Raw genomic sequence first — 14,654 nt, forward strand, 5'->3', positions numbered from 1 at the left:
GGGAATGTCGGAGACGGTAGGGAAGTCGCCATGAACCGGGCGACGGAGGCAACGGAGGCGACGCGCAAAGCGAGCGGCGGCCAGTGGCGGACGCTGCCCGGCCAGAAGAGGGTGCTGGTCCTCGTACACACGGAGGTGTACGGCAGGCGGCTGAACGACCTGCTGCCGCTGCTCGAATCCGATCTGCGGATCGAGGTGGTGTTCACCGTCGCCCCGCACGCGTTCAACGAGGGTGCGGCGCGGTTCCTGCGGGGCCTGGGCGCGACGGTGCTGCCCTGGCGGGAGGCCGTCCACACGGAGTTCGACCTGGTGCTGGCCGCCGGATCGCAGGGAATGGAGCAGGTGCGGGGACCGCTCGTCAGGATCTCGCACGGCGCGGGGCACATGTCCCTGGAGCGCGTGCCCGACCGCACCCACGGCGGTGACGGCTCGGGCGGCTCCGACGTCCGGAGTGTGACGGGCGGTGTCCGAGGACCCGCCGGCATCACCGGTCCCGGCTATCTGACCTGGAACGGTGTCGTCGTTCCTCGTGCGGTCGCCCTGCCGCACCGTGACGATCTCACCGCCCTCGAACGGTGGTGCCCGCAGGCGCTGCCGGTGGCCCAGGTGGTGGGTGATCCCGGCTACGACCGGATCGCGGCGAGTCTGCCCCTGCGCGAGCGCTACCGGGCTGCGCTGGGCCTGCGAACGGACGACCATCTGGTGCTCGCCGCCTCGACCTGGGGCCGCCGGTCGTCGTTCAACCAACTGGACGCGCTGTTACCGCGATTACTGACCGAGCTGCCCGACCGGCGGTACCGGGCGGCGCTGCTCGTGCACCCCAATGTGTGGAGCACGTACGGTCATTGGCAGATCCACTCATGGCTCGCCGACTGCCGACGCGCGGGTGTGATCGTCCTGCCGCCGGACGTGGACTGGCGGGCGCCGCTGGTCGCCGCCGATTCGGTGATCGGCGACTACGGTTCGGTCACCCTGTACGCCACCATGACCGACGCGCCCATCCTGCTGACCCGCTATCCGCATCGCGACGCCAACCCGGTCTCCCCCGGCGTCGCCATGGCGCTCGCCACTCCGGCGCTCTCGCCGTCCCGTCGGCTCGACGAGCAGCTCGACTACGCGGCGGCGCAGTATCCGCGTGAGGAGTACGCGCGGATCGGTGCCCGGCTCAGCTCCGAGCCGGGCGCCTTCAACCGGAACATGCGCCGGCTGATGTACCGGCTGCTGGGCCTGGGCCAGCCCGCGTACCCGCCGACGACCGACCCCGTACCGCTGCCGCCCGCGCTGCACGACATCGAGAGGCGGGCGGCGGCATGAGGGGCCGGCGGCGCGTGCCGGCACCGGGGGACGGCGTCGGCACGGTGCCTGTGGGGGTGTCCGTCCTGCCCGATCATGTCCGGGTCGACCTCGACAGCGACGCGTCCGGGGCGTGGCGCGACTGCGCGGACGCGCTGTACGGCATCGGCGAACCGGCCATGGCCGTAAGGGTGTTGGCGGACCATCCCGGCTGTCTGCTGGCCTGCGTCAGGGACCGCGCGGACGGTCGCTGCACGGCCGTGACGCGTGACGGTGTACGGATCGAGGCCGGCCGGGTGCGGGACGAACGGGAGCACGCGCGGGTCGTCTCCGCGCTGTACCGGCTGTACGCCCTGAACGGGACGAACGGAAGGAACGGGCTGAACGGGCTGAACGGGCTGAACGGGCTGAACGGGCTGAACGGGCTGAACGGGCTCCACGAAGGTAGGGGCTGAACGAGCCGAACGGGCCGTCGCCGGCGCTCAGCTCGCGTCACGGACCGCCCGTAACCGCTCCCCCAGTCGCCGGGCATCCTTCGGACTGACGGGCTCGTACCGGGCCAGGGACTGTGCGTACCAGTCCCTGGCCCGCTCCCCGTCGCCCTGGTCCTCGGCCGTCTCGCCGAGCATTTCGAGGACGCGGCCCTGCCAGTGCGCCGACCCGGTGGCGGCGAACTCCGAGACCGCCAGCCTCAGCAGCCGCTCGGCCAACCCGAAGTCCCTTGCCCCGGGCGCCGCGTGGGCTCGCCCCAGAAAGGCCAGCGCCCGCGCGGCGTCGTACGGATCCGGTACGGCGAGGAGGTCGTCGCGGGCCCGGGTGAGCAGCGCGACGGCCTTCGCGGATTCACCGGACGCGAGCGCGATGTCGCCGAGGCACAGTCGCGACAGCGCCGCGCCCCGCCCGTAACCGATCTCCTCACGCAGCGCGAGTGCCTCGGTGAAGAGGGACGCGGCCTGTTCGAGCCGTCCGGCGAGCCGATGGGACTGGCCCTGGCCGTGCAGGGCCTGCGCCTCCGCGCGGCGGTCCCCTCTGCGGCGGGCGTCCTCCAGGGCCCGGGTGAACCAGTCGATCGCCTCGTCGTAGCGGCCGGAGTTGTACAGTCCGCTGCCTCCGGTGGTGAGCATCCGGCTCACGCCCTCCGGATGCGCCGCCCTTTCGCGGCGGCCAGTCCGGCGTGGTGGGCCTCGACCCAGAGGTCGTAGGGCCGGAGCCGGAGGAAGAGGGGCTGGCTGCTGTCGGCGAGCTGCCAGGCGGTCGCGTCCCAGCCATGCTCGACGGCGGTCCTCAACAGGGCCATGAGATGCAGCCGTTCGGTGTCGAGCCAGTCCAGGGCGGCTCGGGTGTCCTCGAACCGTGGCACGCCCGTGGGCGCAACCGCGTAGTCGCGGCGGAGGGTGCGGCGCGAGGGGGACAACAGCGCCTCGGCTGCCGTGGCGGTGGCCAGGTACCAGTCCGCGACCCGGCGTACGACGCCGTCGCGGGCTTCGGACGAATCGTGGGCGGCGGCGAGTTGGGCGGCGTGCAGCCGTACGAGGTCGTGGAAGCGGTAGCGGTCGGGGCCCAGCTCCTCCACGAGGTTGACCTCGATCAGCTCGTCCAGCAGCCGCTCGGCCCGCTCCACGGTGAGGTCGCAGGCGGCCGCCGCGACGGCGGTGCACAGCTCGGCGACCGGTGGCAGCCCCAACTGCCGGTATCCTCTGGCCGTTTCGGTCGACAGCGCCTCGTACGACTCGTCCAGAGCTGACTCCACCGCGCGGTCCCCTCCGGCGTCCAGGGTGGCCAGCCGGCCACCCTCCCGGCTCATCGCCCGGGTCATCGCGGTCAGTGGCTGCCGGGGGCGCGCGGCCATCCGGGCGCCGGCCACACACAGGGCGAGCGGCAGTCCCGCGCACAACTGCGCCAGTCGGTACGCCGCTTCGTTCTCGCGCGCCACCCGTTCGCCGCCGAGGCGGCGGCTCAGCAGTTCGACGGCGGCGGCCGGATCGAGGACGTCGAGCTGATGGAACGCGGCGCCGTCGACGCTCAGCCCCGGCAGTCGGTTCCGGCTGGTCACCGCGACGAGGGCGGTCGCCGCGGCGGGGAGCAGCGGTCGGATCTGGGCGGCGCTGAGGGCGTTGTCCAGATGCACGGCGATCCTCAACTCCGCGGTGACGGTGCGCCACAGAGCCGCCTGTTCGGCGAGGGCTGCGGGCGCCTGGTCCAGCCCGAACGCCCGCAGGAACTGCCCGAGCACCGCGCCCGGCCGTACCGGTCCGTCCTTCGAGTGACCGCGCAGATCGACGTACAGTTGACCGTCCGGGTAGTCCGCCGTGAGTCCGTGCAGCCAGCGCGATGTCAGCGCGGTCTTGCCGACCCCCGCAGTCCCGGTGACGACGATCATCAGCGACGAGGTGCCCGGGTGCGCGGCGCGCAGGGCGTCCAGAGCCGCGAGATCGAGCGCCCGGTCGGTGAAGTGGGCCGGGCCGGGGATGAGTTGACGCGGGACGGGGGTCCGTGACCGCTGCCGGCCGTGGTCGTGGAAGTGGACGCCGCCGTGGATCTCGCCGGCCTGGACGGCGCTGCCGTCGATCCGGGCGCCGCCCGCGATGGAGTTGGCGGCGGACGCGGGTGGGGTGCTGGGCGCGGGAGTCAGCCATCGGCGCAGCGCGTCGGCCAGTTCCGGCCGGGCGTCGGCCGCGGCCACGAGACGTACGGCGAACGCGTTCGTCACGAGCGGGTCATCGGCGTTCGCCGGAAGCCGCTCCCCGGGCACCAGCCCCGCCAAGGTCCGCCGCGCGGCCTCGTCGGCCCTGCCGAGCGCGGCCACCAGCCCGGGAACCGTCAACTGATCCATGCCGCCGCCCCCCTGCGCCGTCCGCCCCGGCCCCACAGCGTAGAGCCACGATCGCCCTGTGTGAGCGGGTGACCACCAGCTGTACGGTTCGCACTGCGCGTCTGTACGGGTCTTGTACGGCTCCTGTACGACCTTGGGAGTCAGGCCACGACAAGAAAAGCAACGTTTCGGCCAACAAATGCCCCGAAGTGAGCAACCCTATCGGCCGAAGTTGACCGCATGACACCCTTGGGATCCGCGGGGTGGACCGGCTACAGGGGGTGCTGGTGAACTTCGAGATCCTGATCCTGGGGCCGGTGGAGCTGCGGCGGGACGGGCGTCGTGAGCTGTACGGGGCGGCGAAGGACGCCCAACTGCTCGCCGCACTGGCTCTCGATGTGAGTCGCCCGGTGCCGTTGGACACGCTTGTCAGACACCTGTGGGACGACACCCCGCCCGGCAAGCCGCGCTCGTCCCTCCACTCGTACGCGACCCGCCTCCGCCGGAAACTGGGTGCCGACCGGCTGGTCCACCAGGCCCACGCGTACACCCTCGACCTCGATCCAGACACGGTGGACCACCACCGGCACGAACGGCTGACCACCCAGGCGCGCTCGCTGGCCGCCAGCGGCGATGACGCACAGGCCCTGGCTCTCCTGCGGCAGGCCGCAGCCCTGTGGCGCGGTGAACCACTGACGGGCATGTCAGGCCTGTGGGCGGAACGGACGCGTCGCACACTCGACGGGCGGCGGTTGGCCGCGACACTCCTGCGCACCGAGATCGGGCTGCGCATGGGCCACTTCGCCGACCTGGCGGGTGAGCTGTCGGCCCTGACCGAGCGGCACCCGACCGACGAAGTCGTCGTCCGTCACTTCATGACGGCGGCGTACGGCTGCGGTCGGCAGACCGACGCCCTGCGTGCCTACGATTCCGTGCGGCGTCTGCTGCGCGCGGAGGGCACACAGCCGAACGAGGCGCTGCAACGCACGTATCGCCGCATCCTGGACCACACCCCGGTCGCCGACCTGCTGTCCGGCAAGCCGCCGGGCACCACCGCACCGCCGCCCAACAACCTCCCCGCTCATGGCGAGTTGATCGGCAGGACCGAGCAACTGCGGGCTCTGCGAACACCGTTACCGGGCGTGATCGCGCTGCAGTCGATCTCCGGTATGGCCGGCATCGGCAAGAGCCTGCTCGCCCTGCACACGGCGCGACGGCTCGCCAGGCACTACCCGGACGGCCAACTGCACATCAACTTGCACGGTCATTCGCCGAGCCGGCGGGCGCTGACCCCGGAGACCGCGCTGGCCACACTCTTGCGGCACTTCGGTGTTCCAGCCTCCGCGATCCCTCGGGAGTTGACCGACCTGACGGCCCTGTGGCGCACGATGCTCAGCACCCGGCGAGCCGTGATCATTCTTGACGACGCGTCCGACACGGAACAGGTCGCGCCGCTTCTCCTCGGCACATCGCCCTCGTTGATTCTGATCACGAGTCGTCGTCGGCTGAGCGGATTGCCAGGGGTCCGCCACATCTTCCTCGACATCCTCTCCACCAAGGAGGCCGTGGATCTCTTCATCAACCTGGTGGGTACGGAGCGCACCCAGGACCGACAGGAAGTCGCCGAACTGGCGGGCCTCTGTGACCATCTTCCACTTGCTCTGGAGCTGGCGGCCGGACGTCTCAACTCCCGCCCGACATGGACCGTTTCCCACCTGGTCACACGCATGTCACGGGAGCCCGGACGGCTCGCCGAGTTGCGCGACGGCGGGGTGGAGATCTCGTCCGCCTTCGCGCTTTCGTACAACACACTGCCCGCCGATCAGCGAAAGGTGTTCCGCCTGCTGGGCCTCCACCCCGGACCGGACTTCGGTGCGCACTCCACGGCCGCGCTGACCGGCCTCCCACTGGAAACAGCCGAGCGGATCCTGGAATCGCTCCAGGATTCGCACCTCATCCAAGAACCCTCACCGGAGCGCTTCAGCCAGCACGACCTGATCGCCGAGTACGCGCTCACCCTGACGGTCTCCCAGGATTCACAGTCGGCGCGCGAGGCCGCTCTCGACCGGCTGTCGGACTTCTATCTACAGGCGGCCTCAGAGGCGGACCATGCGCTCAACACGCTGCGGCCACGCCTTGATCCGCCGCAACGCCGGACCCCGTTCGTCTCGCCGGCCTGGACCGACGCACGGCAGGCCAAGACATGGCTCATCGCCGAACACACGGCCCTGACAGCGGCCGTACGGCACGCGCGCAGCCACGGACATCCCGACCGAGCTGCCCTTTTCGCGCATGTTCTCGCCGAGTTCCTGGACTCCGAGGGCTACTGGGAAGAGGCCGAGGAAGCTCACTCGTACGCGGCACACCACTGGCACGAGGAAGGAAGCCGGGAGGCCGAGGCTCAGGCATTGATCGACCTCGCCGCCGTCCAGTCCCAGCGGAGCCGGTACCCGGAAGCGGAGGCGAGCGGGCAACGCGCCCTGGATACGGCTCGCGCGATCGGCGATTCAGGCGCGGAGGCGGACGCGCTACGGGTGCTGGGTCTGCTGTGCTGGAACCTGGGGCGGCTCGACGAATCGCTGACCCTCCAGGAAGCGGCTCTGGCGGGAGCGTTGAAGTCCGGCGATTCCATCCGAATTGCCAGGTGCAAGAATAATTTGGGCATCGCCGTTCTTCACCTGGGAGACCACTCGGCGGCAATGCAGTTGTTTCGGGATGCCCTGGTCGGCTTTAGCCAGAGAAAGAACGAAAGGGGCGAGGCCCAAGCTTTGAACAATTTGGCGGACGGCTATCTGCGCATGGGGGAGCAGGAATCCGCTCGGAATGCGTTCAGCCGCTCGCTCGATATCTTCCTCAGAGTGGGAAGCCGCTCGGAACAAGCGACCGCGCAACTCAACAAAGCGAGCGTTCTCCACATCCCGGAAGAGCTGGAGAGCGCCCTCACTCTCCAGCGTGAGGCGCTTTCCATCTTCCGAAAGATTGGCGACAGGCGCACCGAGGCAGTCACACTCAATGAGATCGGAAAGACTCTCTACCGGGCTGACCAATACGTAGAAGCATCGGCTCATCACGAGACGGCCCTCATCCTCGCGCAGAAGATAGGCGCTGCCCAGGAACAGACGGAGGCGCACCGGGGACTGGGCATGGCCGAGCTCCGTTCAGGCCGCCACGCCGCGGCCTCGGAGCAGCTCGAAGCCGCTTTATCATGGGCACGGCATACCCATGCGACCGCGGAGGTGGCGCACGCCCACGCCGGCCTGGCAGACCTGGCAATCGCGACCGGACGCACCGAAGAGGCACTCCCACACCTGGAGAAAGCCCTTGCCATCTATCAGCAGACAAACGAATTCGAATCCAGCCGCGTCAGGTCCCAGCTGACCCGACTCCGCCAAGCCCGGCATCTACGCGAATAGACCCAGGGAAGCCCGTTCAAGAATGAACATACAGCGTCAATGAGTCACCCGTTGGAGTGCTATCCTTTCTTCAGTTACTGGTGCACGAATTAAGGATTCGCTCAACATGCTTGAACTGCTGGTCCCGTCGGCGATCGTTCAGCCCGGAATGTACGAAATGGCGACCGCCTCGGAGGAAATAACATCGACCCCCGAGGTCGGCCCGTCGGTGTCGACTCCATTCACGGAGTCCATGACTGTCAGCCAGTACACCGGGAAAATTCCCTCGCCGCCGGAAACCGGCACGGACCACTGCATCCCGTCGACGGAAGATTCCGTCACGGACCCCGGTACGTCTCCAGCAGCCGGAGCCATACCTCGCTGATGGTCGGATAAGCGGGCACCGCGTGCCACAGGCGGTCGATCGGGACCTCGCCGGCGACCGCCACCGTGGCCGAGTGGAGCAGTTCGCCGACCCCCGGGCCCACGAAGGTCACGCCCCGCAGGATCTCGCTGTCCAGGTCCACGATCATCCGGGCGCGGCCCCGGTAGCCGGTCGCGTACAGGCCCGCGCCCGCGACGTCGGCGATGTCGTAGTCGACCGCGCGGACCCGGTGGCCCGCCTCCTCGGCCTCCTTGAGGGTGAGGCCGACCGAGGCGGCCTCCGGGTCGGTGAAGACGACCTGGGGGACCGCGTCGTGGTCGGCCGTCGCCGCGTGGGCGCCCCAGCGGTCGCTCTCCAGCAGCGGGACGTGCTGCGCCCGCGCGCCGATCGCGGCGCCCGCGATGCGGGCCTGGTACTTGCCCTGGTGGGTCAGGAGCGCGCGGTGGTTGACGTCGCCGACCGCGTAGAGCCAGTCGCTGCCCTCCACCCGGCAGCTGTCGTCGACCGTCAGCCAGGAGCCCGGCGTCAGGCCGAGTCCGACGGAGTCGAGACCGATGTCCTCGGTGCGCGGCGCCCGGCCGGTCGCGAAGAGGATTTCGTCCGCCTCGATCCGCTCGCCGGTGTCGAGGACCGCCGTGACCGGTCCGCCGCCGCCCGCGCGCTCGACCGAGGCGACGGAGACGCCCGTACGTACCCAGGCGCCCGCTTCCGTCAGTGACTCGGCGACCAGTTCGCCCACGAAGGGCTCCATCCGCGGCAGCAGACCGTCGCCGCGTACCAGCATCGTGACGTCCGAGCCGAACCCCCGGTAGGCCGTGGCCATCTCGACACCGACCACTCCCCCGCCCACGACCAGGAGCCGGTCCGGCACGCTCGGGGAGCTGGTCGCCTCGCGGCTCGTCCAGGGCTTGGCGCCCGCCAGGCCCGGCAGGTCGGGCAGGACCGCGCTGGTGCCCGTGCAGACGGCGACCGCGTGGCGGGCGGTGAGGACCCGCTCGTCGCCCTCCGGGTCGGTGACGGTCACCCGCTTCTTGCCGTCGAGCCTGCCGTGGCCCCGGTGGACGGGGACGCCGATCGAGTCGAGCCAGGCGACCTGGCCGTCGTCCTTCCAGTGCGAGGTGTAGTCGTCGCGGTGCGCGAGGACGGCCGGTACGTCGAGCGGGCCCTGCGCGAACGGGCTCAGGCCCGGCACCCGGCGTGCCTCCGCGCGGGCGATCACCGGGCGCAGCAGGGCCTTGCTCGGCATGCACGCCCAGTAGGAGCACTCGCCGCCGACCAGTTCGCTCTCGACGATCGCCGCGCTCAGACCGGCTGCCCTGACCCGGTCGGCGACGTTCTCCCCGACCGGCCCCGCGCCCAGCACCACAACGTCGTACTCCATCGCTTCCGTCATGGGGACAGTCTCGTGCGGTGTCCGTCGCATGGCCACACGATCTTCGGGAATGGGCCAGGAATACGGCGGTGGCGCCCACCGTTGTCGAAGGCGGCTTCATCCGGAGAGAACAGGAAGAGGTATCAGGTCATGGCCACTGTGGAACTCACCAAGGAGAACTTCGACCGGACGGTGTCGGAGAACGACTTCATCCTGATCGACTTCTGGGCTTCCTGGTGCGGTCCGTGCCGTCAGTTCGCCCCGGTGTACGAGAAGGCGTCCGAACGCCACGAGGACCTGGTGTTCGCCAAGGTCGACACGGAGGCGCAGCAGGAGCTGGCCGCGGCGTTCGAGATCCGTTCCATCCCGACGCTGATGATCGTCAGGGACAACGTCGCGGTCTTCGCCCAGCCCGGTGCGCTGCCCGAGACGGCCCTGGAGGACGTGATCGGGCAGGCACGCGCGCTCGACATGGAAGAGGTCCGCAAGTCGGTCGCCGAGGCGGAGGCCGCGGCGAAGGCGGAGTCGCCGGGTGCGGGGACCACCGGCACCGGCGAAGACGCCTAGGGTCTTTCGTTTGGATCTTGCCGGGCTCGCGGTCCCTGGCACCGCGCCTCGCCGCGTTGACGGCGGAAGGGCAGGCACGGCTCCCGCCATGCCTCCCTCCTCCGCCTCGCGATCCACGGCACCAGACCCCGCTCCCTCATCCGGCCTGATCCAAACGAAAGACCCTAGGACCTGCGTCAGCGGTCCAGTACGAGCGCGAGGCCCTGGCCGACTCCGATGCACAAGGCGGCGAGACCGGTCCCTGAACCCGCCGCCGCCAGCTGGTGGGCGACGGACCCCGCCAGGCGCGCGCCGGAGGCACCCAGCGGGTGACCGATGGCGATCGCGCCACCGCGCGGATTCACGACGGCGGGGTCCAGCTCGGGCCATTCGGCGAAGCAGCCCAACGACTGGGCGGCGAAAGCCTCGTTGAGTTCGAACGTGGTGAGGTCGGCGAAGTCGCGGCCCGCCTTGGCCAGCGCCCGGCGTACCGCCTCGACCGGGCCGAGGCCGAAGAGCTGCGGCTCGATACCGGTGACGGCGGAGGTCCGGATCCGGGCGAGGGGTTCGCGCCCCGTCGCGCGCAGGCCCGCCTCGTCCACGAGGAGCAGCGCGGCGGCGCCGTCGTTCAGCGGTGAGGCGTTGCCCGCCGTGACCGTGCCCTCGCCCTCCTTACGGAAGCTGGGCCTGAGCCTGCCGAGGGCTTCGAGCGACGTGTTGTCGCGGACGCATTCGTCGCGTACGAGTTCCACTCCCGCGTACGGCACGACCTCCGCGTCGTACAGCCCCTCGCGCCACGCCCGCGCCGCCTTGCGGTGGCTCTCCAGGGCGAACGCGTCCTGTGCCTCCCGGCTGATCGCGTGCTTGTCGGCGATCAGTTCGGCGCCCTCGCCGAGCGGGACGGTCCACTCGGCGGGCATCGCCGGGTTGGTCATGCGCCAGCCGAGGGTCGTGGAGTGCAACTGCTGATGCCCGGCGGGGAAGGCCCGCTCGGGCTTCTGGAGCACCCATGGGGCGCGCGACATGGACTCGACGCCCCCGGCGACGACGATCGACGCGTCGCCGAGCGCGACGGCGCGCGCCGCCTGGATGACCGCTTCGAGTCCCGAGCCGCAGAGCCGGTTCACGGTGACGCCGGGGACGGAGACGGGCAGCCCGGCGAGCAGCGCGGCCATACGGGCGACGTCGCGGTTGTCCTCACCGGCGCCGTTCGCCGCGCCGAGCACCACGTCGTCGATCCTGGCCGGGTCGAGTTCCGGCGTACGGTCCACGAGGGCCCGCACGACGTGGGCGGCGAGGTCGTCCGGCCGTACGGAGGAGAGCGCGCCGCCGAACTTCCCGATCGGTGTGCGGACGGCGTCCAGGACGTAGACGTCGCGGATGGTCATCGGATCGCTCATCGGCTCTCTCCCCTTCGGTCAGCTGTTCGCTCGCGCACTCTATGGGAGGGGCGTGCGGAGCCGAACGGGAGGCGGGGGCTGCCCGGTCAGGGCCGGCCGGTCCGGGCGTCGACAACGCGTGCCGACAGGCCGTAGTCCACCTCGAAGCCGTCGATCAGCAGACCTTCGACGGTGCGGGTCTCCGGGTCGATGTCCGCCACCATGCCGCCGCCCGCGTAGCGCGGGTATCCGGATTCGCCGGTCTCTCCCGTGGCCTCGACCACGGCCGAGCGCAGCGCGGTCGCCGCGTCCGGCGGGCCGGTGTGTCCGTCGGTGTGCTCCGGTACGAGCAGGATCTCGAAGCGCTGCGGAGCCGGGTGCCAGTGAGTGCTCATGCTGGTGACGCTAGACAACCGGCCCGCGGCGCGCATGTCGTCCGGCGCTCCGGGACCGGCCAGGCCCTGGGAACGACGGTGTCAGGTCGACTCGCGCCGTACCACCCGCGCCCCCATCAGGTCGTGGCGCTCCGGTTCACCGCCGGGATCGCGCACCACGCGGTCGACCAGGGCCGCCAGCCGCTGCCCGGTGACGAGGTCGATCCGCACGGTGGAGAGCCGGGGCCGCAGCAGCCTGCCGAGCAGCAGGTCGTCGGCGCCCAGCACCGCCGTGTCGCCGGGGATGCCGACACCGGCGTCCTGGAGGGCGCGCATCAGCAGCATCGCGTACTCGTCGTTGTAGGCGTAGACGGCGTCGAGGCCCAGGCTGTCCCAGCGGGCGGCGAGCCCGGCCGCCGACTCCTCCGTGTAGGACAGCGGCAGCGGTTCGACGTGGGCGCCGGTGGACGATGCCGCGACGGCGGCCCGCGCCCCGGCGAGCCGGGGCTCGGAGAAGAGTCCCAGGCCCGGTTCCTCGGGCATCACCACGCCGATCCGGCGGCGTCCGCGCTCCAGCAGGTGGTCCACCGCGCGGCTGCCGATCTCGCGCTGGTCCATCACCAGGGCGTGCGCGCCCTCGACCCGCTGCGGGCCGAGTGTGATGACGGCCTTCGCGCCGGAGCGCTTGAGTATTTCCACCCCCTGGGGGGTGAGCGCGATCTCGCCGAGGGAGACGACGGCGACCGGGCGCAGTTCGGCCCAGGCGCGTGCCGCCCCGTCGCCGTCGAGGCCGAGGCTGCCGTACTGGACGACGGTGTAGTCCAACCGCCGCAGCGCCCGCTGGAGTTCGTCGAGAAAGCGGCTGTAGAGGGGGCCGACGGGGACGTGCGCGGTGGGGAGCAGGACAATTCTGGTGTGCCCCGCGCGCAGGCTGCGCGCGGCGGCGTGGGGGACGTACGCCAACTCCTCGGCGGCCTCGCGGACCTTACGGCGGGTGGGCTCGCTGATCCGTACGGCCGATGTGTTGTTGAGGACGTACGAGACGGTGGCCCGCGAGACTCCGGCGAGCCGGGCGACGTCGGCGCTGGTGGGCACCGGACGGTCGGCGGGGCGGCGTGGGGAACGTTCGTCGGAGGATATGGACGGCCGCGGGGACGGCCGCGGGAAGGAGGACTGTTCAGGTAACTGGCTCATCGCCCTCGGCATCCTTCCAGACGGCTCACGGGCGGGATCCGGGGCCTGTCGGACTGACCGGTCAGCGCACGTGAAAGCACCTTCGTACGAAAGCTGTGAAAGGGACCGTCTTGCGACTGCACACCCACACCTGGGGCGAGGGCGACCACGTCGCGCTCCTGATCCACGGCATCATGGCCGACCACCGGACGTGGCGGCGAGTGGGCCCCGAACTGGCCTCGCGCGGACTGCGCGTGATCGCCGTCGACCTGCGCGGCCACGGCGCCAGCGGCCAAGGGCCTTACGGGCGCGAGGAGTTCGCCGACGATCTCGTGGAGACGTTGCCCGTCGGCGCGGAGGTGGCGATCGGCCACTCCCTGGGCGGGATGGCGCTCGCGCTCGCGGTGGAGCGGCTGGCGCCGCGCCGCGCCGTCTACTGCGATCCGGCCTGGCATCTGCCGGGCCCGGAGGCGGGCGCGACCGAGATCGAGGGGCCCGCGCGGCTGGCGGCGGCCAAGACGTTGTCACGCGAGGAGATAGCCGCGCTCAATCCCCTCTGGGAGGACGAGGATGTGGACCTTGAGCTGGCGAGCCTCGCCGCGTGGGACGAGGGCACGGCGTACGGCATCGCGTCGGCGTTCGGCACGGACCTACGGCCGGCCCGTCCGGCGGTGCCCTCGCTGGTGACGCTCGCCGATCCGAGCCCGATGATCTCGCCCGCCGACGCGGCGGTACTGCGCTCGCGCGGTTTCGAGGTCCGTACGGTCGAGGGCGCGGGGCACACGGCGCACCGTGACGACTTCGACGCGTTCATGGCCGCGCTGGACGGCTGGATCTGACGGGTTCCGACCGGAGTCCGGCCTGGATCTGACGGCCATCTGACGGAATGCCGGCGGGATGCCGACCTGGATCTGACGGAATGCCGGCTGGGCGGCGACCGGCGGACCGCCGACCGGGTCCGCGCGGACCCGGTCGGCGGTCGGGGGTGCCGAGGCTCTACCTTCGGTCGGATGGAGCCCTTCACCGACTCCGAATCCGGCGCCCCCGACCACTCCCCCGAGCCCGAACTCCCGGGCAGGAGCGGTCCCTCGGCCACCGCCGAGGCCGACCCCGTGCTGTGGGGGGCCGGCGCGTACGCACCTCGTACGCGCCCGACAGGGACGGCGACCCCGATCCCGGCGAGATCGTCTGGACCTGGGTGCCGTACGAGGAGAAGGGCTGCCGGTAAGAACGCTGTCACCAGCTGCAAACGGTGGGTGTCACGTGCGGCGACGTGCAGCGGGATCGCGTTCGGCGACGTGTCGGGCGACTGCGTCGACGCCAGGGCGGGCGTACCGCTCCAGGGAGCGGACGGAGGCGTGGCGGGAGCGGGCCAGCAGCACGGCGGTGGAGGTGCCGCCCTCCGCGTCGTGTGTCAGGGCGCTGTGGCCTAGGCCCTCTCGTTTGGATCTTGCCGGGCTCGCGGTCCCTGGCACCGCGCCTCGCCGCGTTGACGGCGGAAGGGCAGGCACGGCTCCCGCCATGCCTCCCTCCTCCGCCTCGCGATCCACGGCACCAGACCCCGCTCCCTCATCCGGCCCGATCCAAACGACAGACCCTAGGCCCTGTCCGGCGCAGCGTGAAGCCGTCCAGGTTTTCGATGTCCTCGGGTGAGGCGAGCGGGTTGGCCAGCAGTCGGGTGTTCTCCTCGAAGATTTCCTCGGCCCGGCGGTAGGAGAGCCGGGCCCGGCCGGTCTCGGGGCACACGTCGAGTGTCGGCGTCCCGGCCGGGGCCTTGCGGTCGGCGAGGAACAGTGGGCCGCGGGTGCGGCGGGCGATGAGGCGGGGCAGGAGCTGGGCGGTGCCGGACTGCCGGTGAATCCACTCCGTCGCCCCGCCCTTGGCGGTGATCCTGCCGCGCTTGTCCTGCGGGTACAGGTCTTCCACGT

General features: G+C 71.0%; 13 protein-coding genes and 1 pseudogene. 6 read left to right on the forward strand and 8 right to left on the reverse strand.

Annotation, left to right across the window (positions count from 1 at the left end):
* Window positions 1-30: 30 nt before the first annotated feature.
* Together OG700_RS03035 and OG700_RS03040 are read left to right on the forward strand one after the other, a co-directional pair.
* Window positions 31-1,314, forward strand: coding sequence for a hypothetical protein (locus OG700_RS03035; RefSeq protein WP_405608446.1), 1,284 nt, complete (start codon window positions 31-33; stop codon window positions 1,312-1,314).
* 14 nt (window positions 1,315-1,328) lie between these two features.
* Entirely contained in the window at window positions 1,329-1,748 is a 420-nt protein-coding gene (locus tag OG700_RS03040) for a hypothetical protein (RefSeq protein WP_405608449.1), read from the forward strand.
* 27 nt (window positions 1,749-1,775) lie between these two features.
* Here the strand turns inward: OG700_RS03040 and OG700_RS03045 are convergent, their stop codons facing one another.
* Window positions 1,776-2,417, reverse strand: coding sequence for a tetratricopeptide repeat protein (locus tag OG700_RS03045; protein WP_405608452.1), 642 nt, complete (start codon window positions 2,415-2,417; stop codon window positions 1,776-1,778).
* Between the two features lie 5 nt (window positions 2,418-2,422).
* Window positions 2,423-4,126 carry an NB-ARC domain-containing protein gene (locus OG700_RS03050; RefSeq protein WP_405608455.1) on the reverse strand — a complete coding sequence of 568 codons (1,704 nt, stop codon included), beginning with the start codon at window positions 4,124-4,126 and terminating at the stop codon, window positions 2,423-2,425.
* Window positions 4,127-4,392: 266 nt separating this feature from the next.
* Here OG700_RS03050 and OG700_RS03055 point away from each other — a divergent pair, with 266 nt between their 5' ends.
* Complete coding sequence (locus OG700_RS03055; protein ID WP_405608458.1) at window positions 4,393-7,518, forward strand: tetratricopeptide repeat protein; 3,126 nt, start codon at window positions 4,393-4,395, stop codon at window positions 7,516-7,518.
* 138 nt (window positions 7,519-7,656) lie between these two features.
* Here OG700_RS03055 and OG700_RS03060 read toward each other — a convergent pair whose 3' ends face one another.
* Both OG700_RS03060 and OG700_RS03065 read right to left on the reverse strand, forming a co-directional pair.
* Entirely contained in the window at window positions 7,657-7,839 is a 183-nt protein-coding gene (locus tag OG700_RS03060) for a hypothetical protein (RefSeq protein WP_405608461.1), read from the reverse strand.
* On the reverse strand, window positions 7,836-9,275 hold the full coding sequence (locus OG700_RS03065; protein WP_405608464.1) for a dihydrolipoyl dehydrogenase family protein: 1,440 nt from the start codon (window positions 9,273-9,275) through the stop codon (window positions 7,836-7,838). Before OG700_RS03065 ends, OG700_RS03060 begins: the two co-directional genes overlap by 4 nt.
* An 81-nt stretch (window positions 9,276-9,356) precedes the next feature.
* On the opposite strand from OG700_RS03065, the gene trxA reads away from it, so the two are divergent.
* Entirely contained in the window at window positions 9,357-9,821 is a 465-nt protein-coding gene (trxA, locus tag OG700_RS03070) for a thioredoxin (RefSeq protein WP_405608467.1), read from the forward strand.
* 176 nt (window positions 9,822-9,997) lie between these two features.
* Here the strand turns inward: trxA and OG700_RS03075 are convergent, their stop codons facing one another.
* The 3 genes from OG700_RS03075 to OG700_RS03085 all read right to left on the reverse strand — a co-directional run bounded on the left by OG700_RS03075 (window position 9,998) and on the right by OG700_RS03085 (window position 12,759).
* The gene (locus tag OG700_RS03075) at window positions 9,998-11,188 is read right to left on the reverse strand and encodes a thiolase family protein (protein WP_405621394.1); all 1,191 of its coding nucleotides are present in this window, start codon (window positions 11,186-11,188) and stop codon (window positions 9,998-10,000) included.
* 98 nt (window positions 11,189-11,286) lie between these two features.
* A complete protein-coding gene (locus tag OG700_RS03080; protein WP_405608470.1) occupies window positions 11,287-11,574 on the reverse strand; it encodes a hypothetical protein in 288 nt (95 codons plus the stop codon).
* 81 nt (window positions 11,575-11,655) lie between these two features.
* Window positions 11,656-12,759, reverse strand: a complete 1,104-nt coding sequence (locus OG700_RS03085) for a LacI family DNA-binding transcriptional regulator (protein WP_405608473.1) — start codon at window positions 12,757-12,759, stop codon at window positions 11,656-11,658.
* Between the two features lie 98 nt (window positions 12,760-12,857).
* On the opposite strand from OG700_RS03085, the gene OG700_RS03090 reads away from it, so the two are divergent.
* Both OG700_RS03090 and OG700_RS03095 read left to right on the forward strand, forming a co-directional pair.
* Window positions 12,858-13,565 (forward strand): alpha/beta fold hydrolase, encoded by a 708-nt coding sequence (locus OG700_RS03090; RefSeq protein WP_405608476.1) that lies wholly within the window; start codon window positions 12,858-12,860, stop codon window positions 13,563-13,565.
* A gap of 171 nt (window positions 13,566-13,736) precedes the next feature.
* Window positions 13,737-13,951, forward strand: a pseudogene (locus OG700_RS03095) (hypothetical protein); the annotation flags it as partial.
* Window positions 13,952-14,295: 344 nt separating this feature from the next.
* Here OG700_RS03095 and OG700_RS03100 read toward each other — a convergent pair.
* Window positions 14,296-14,652, reverse strand: coding sequence for a hypothetical protein (locus OG700_RS03100; RefSeq protein ID WP_405608479.1), 357 nt, complete (start codon window positions 14,650-14,652; stop codon window positions 14,296-14,298).
* Window positions 14,653-14,654 lie beyond the last annotated feature (2 nt).

It is taken from the genome of Streptomyces sp. NBC_01508, from assembly GCF_045040315.1.
Lineage (GTDB): Bacteria > Actinomycetota > Actinomycetes > Streptomycetales > Streptomycetaceae > Streptomyces.

Excerpts from the sequence above, each read along its gene's own strand:
- OG700_RS03075 (WP_405621394.1), bottom strand. The coding sequence starts at position 11,188 with ATGACCATCCGCGACGTCTACGTCCTGGACGCCGTCCGCACACCGATC.
- OG700_RS03050 (WP_405608455.1), bottom strand. The coding sequence starts at position 4,126 with ATGGATCAGTTGACGGTTCCCGGGCTGGTGGCCGCGCTCGGCAGGGCC.
- OG700_RS03035 (WP_405608446.1), top strand. The coding sequence starts at position 31 with ATGAACCGGGCGACGGAGGCAACGGAGGCGACGCGCAAAGCGAGCGGC.
- OG700_RS03080 (WP_405608470.1), bottom strand. The coding sequence starts at position 11,574 with ATGAGCACTCACTGGCACCCGGCTCCGCAGCGCTTCGAGATCCTGCTC.
- OG700_RS03065 (WP_405608464.1), bottom strand. The coding sequence starts at position 9,275 with ATGACGGAAGCGATGGAGTACGACGTTGTGGTGCTGGGCGCGGGGCCG.
- OG700_RS03045 (WP_405608452.1), bottom strand. The coding sequence starts at position 2,417 with ATGCTCACCACCGGAGGCAGCGGACTGTACAACTCCGGCCGCTACGAC.
- OG700_RS03085 (WP_405608473.1), bottom strand. The coding sequence starts at position 12,759 with ATGCCGAGGGCGATGAGCCAGTTACCTGAACAGTCCTCCTTCCCGCGG.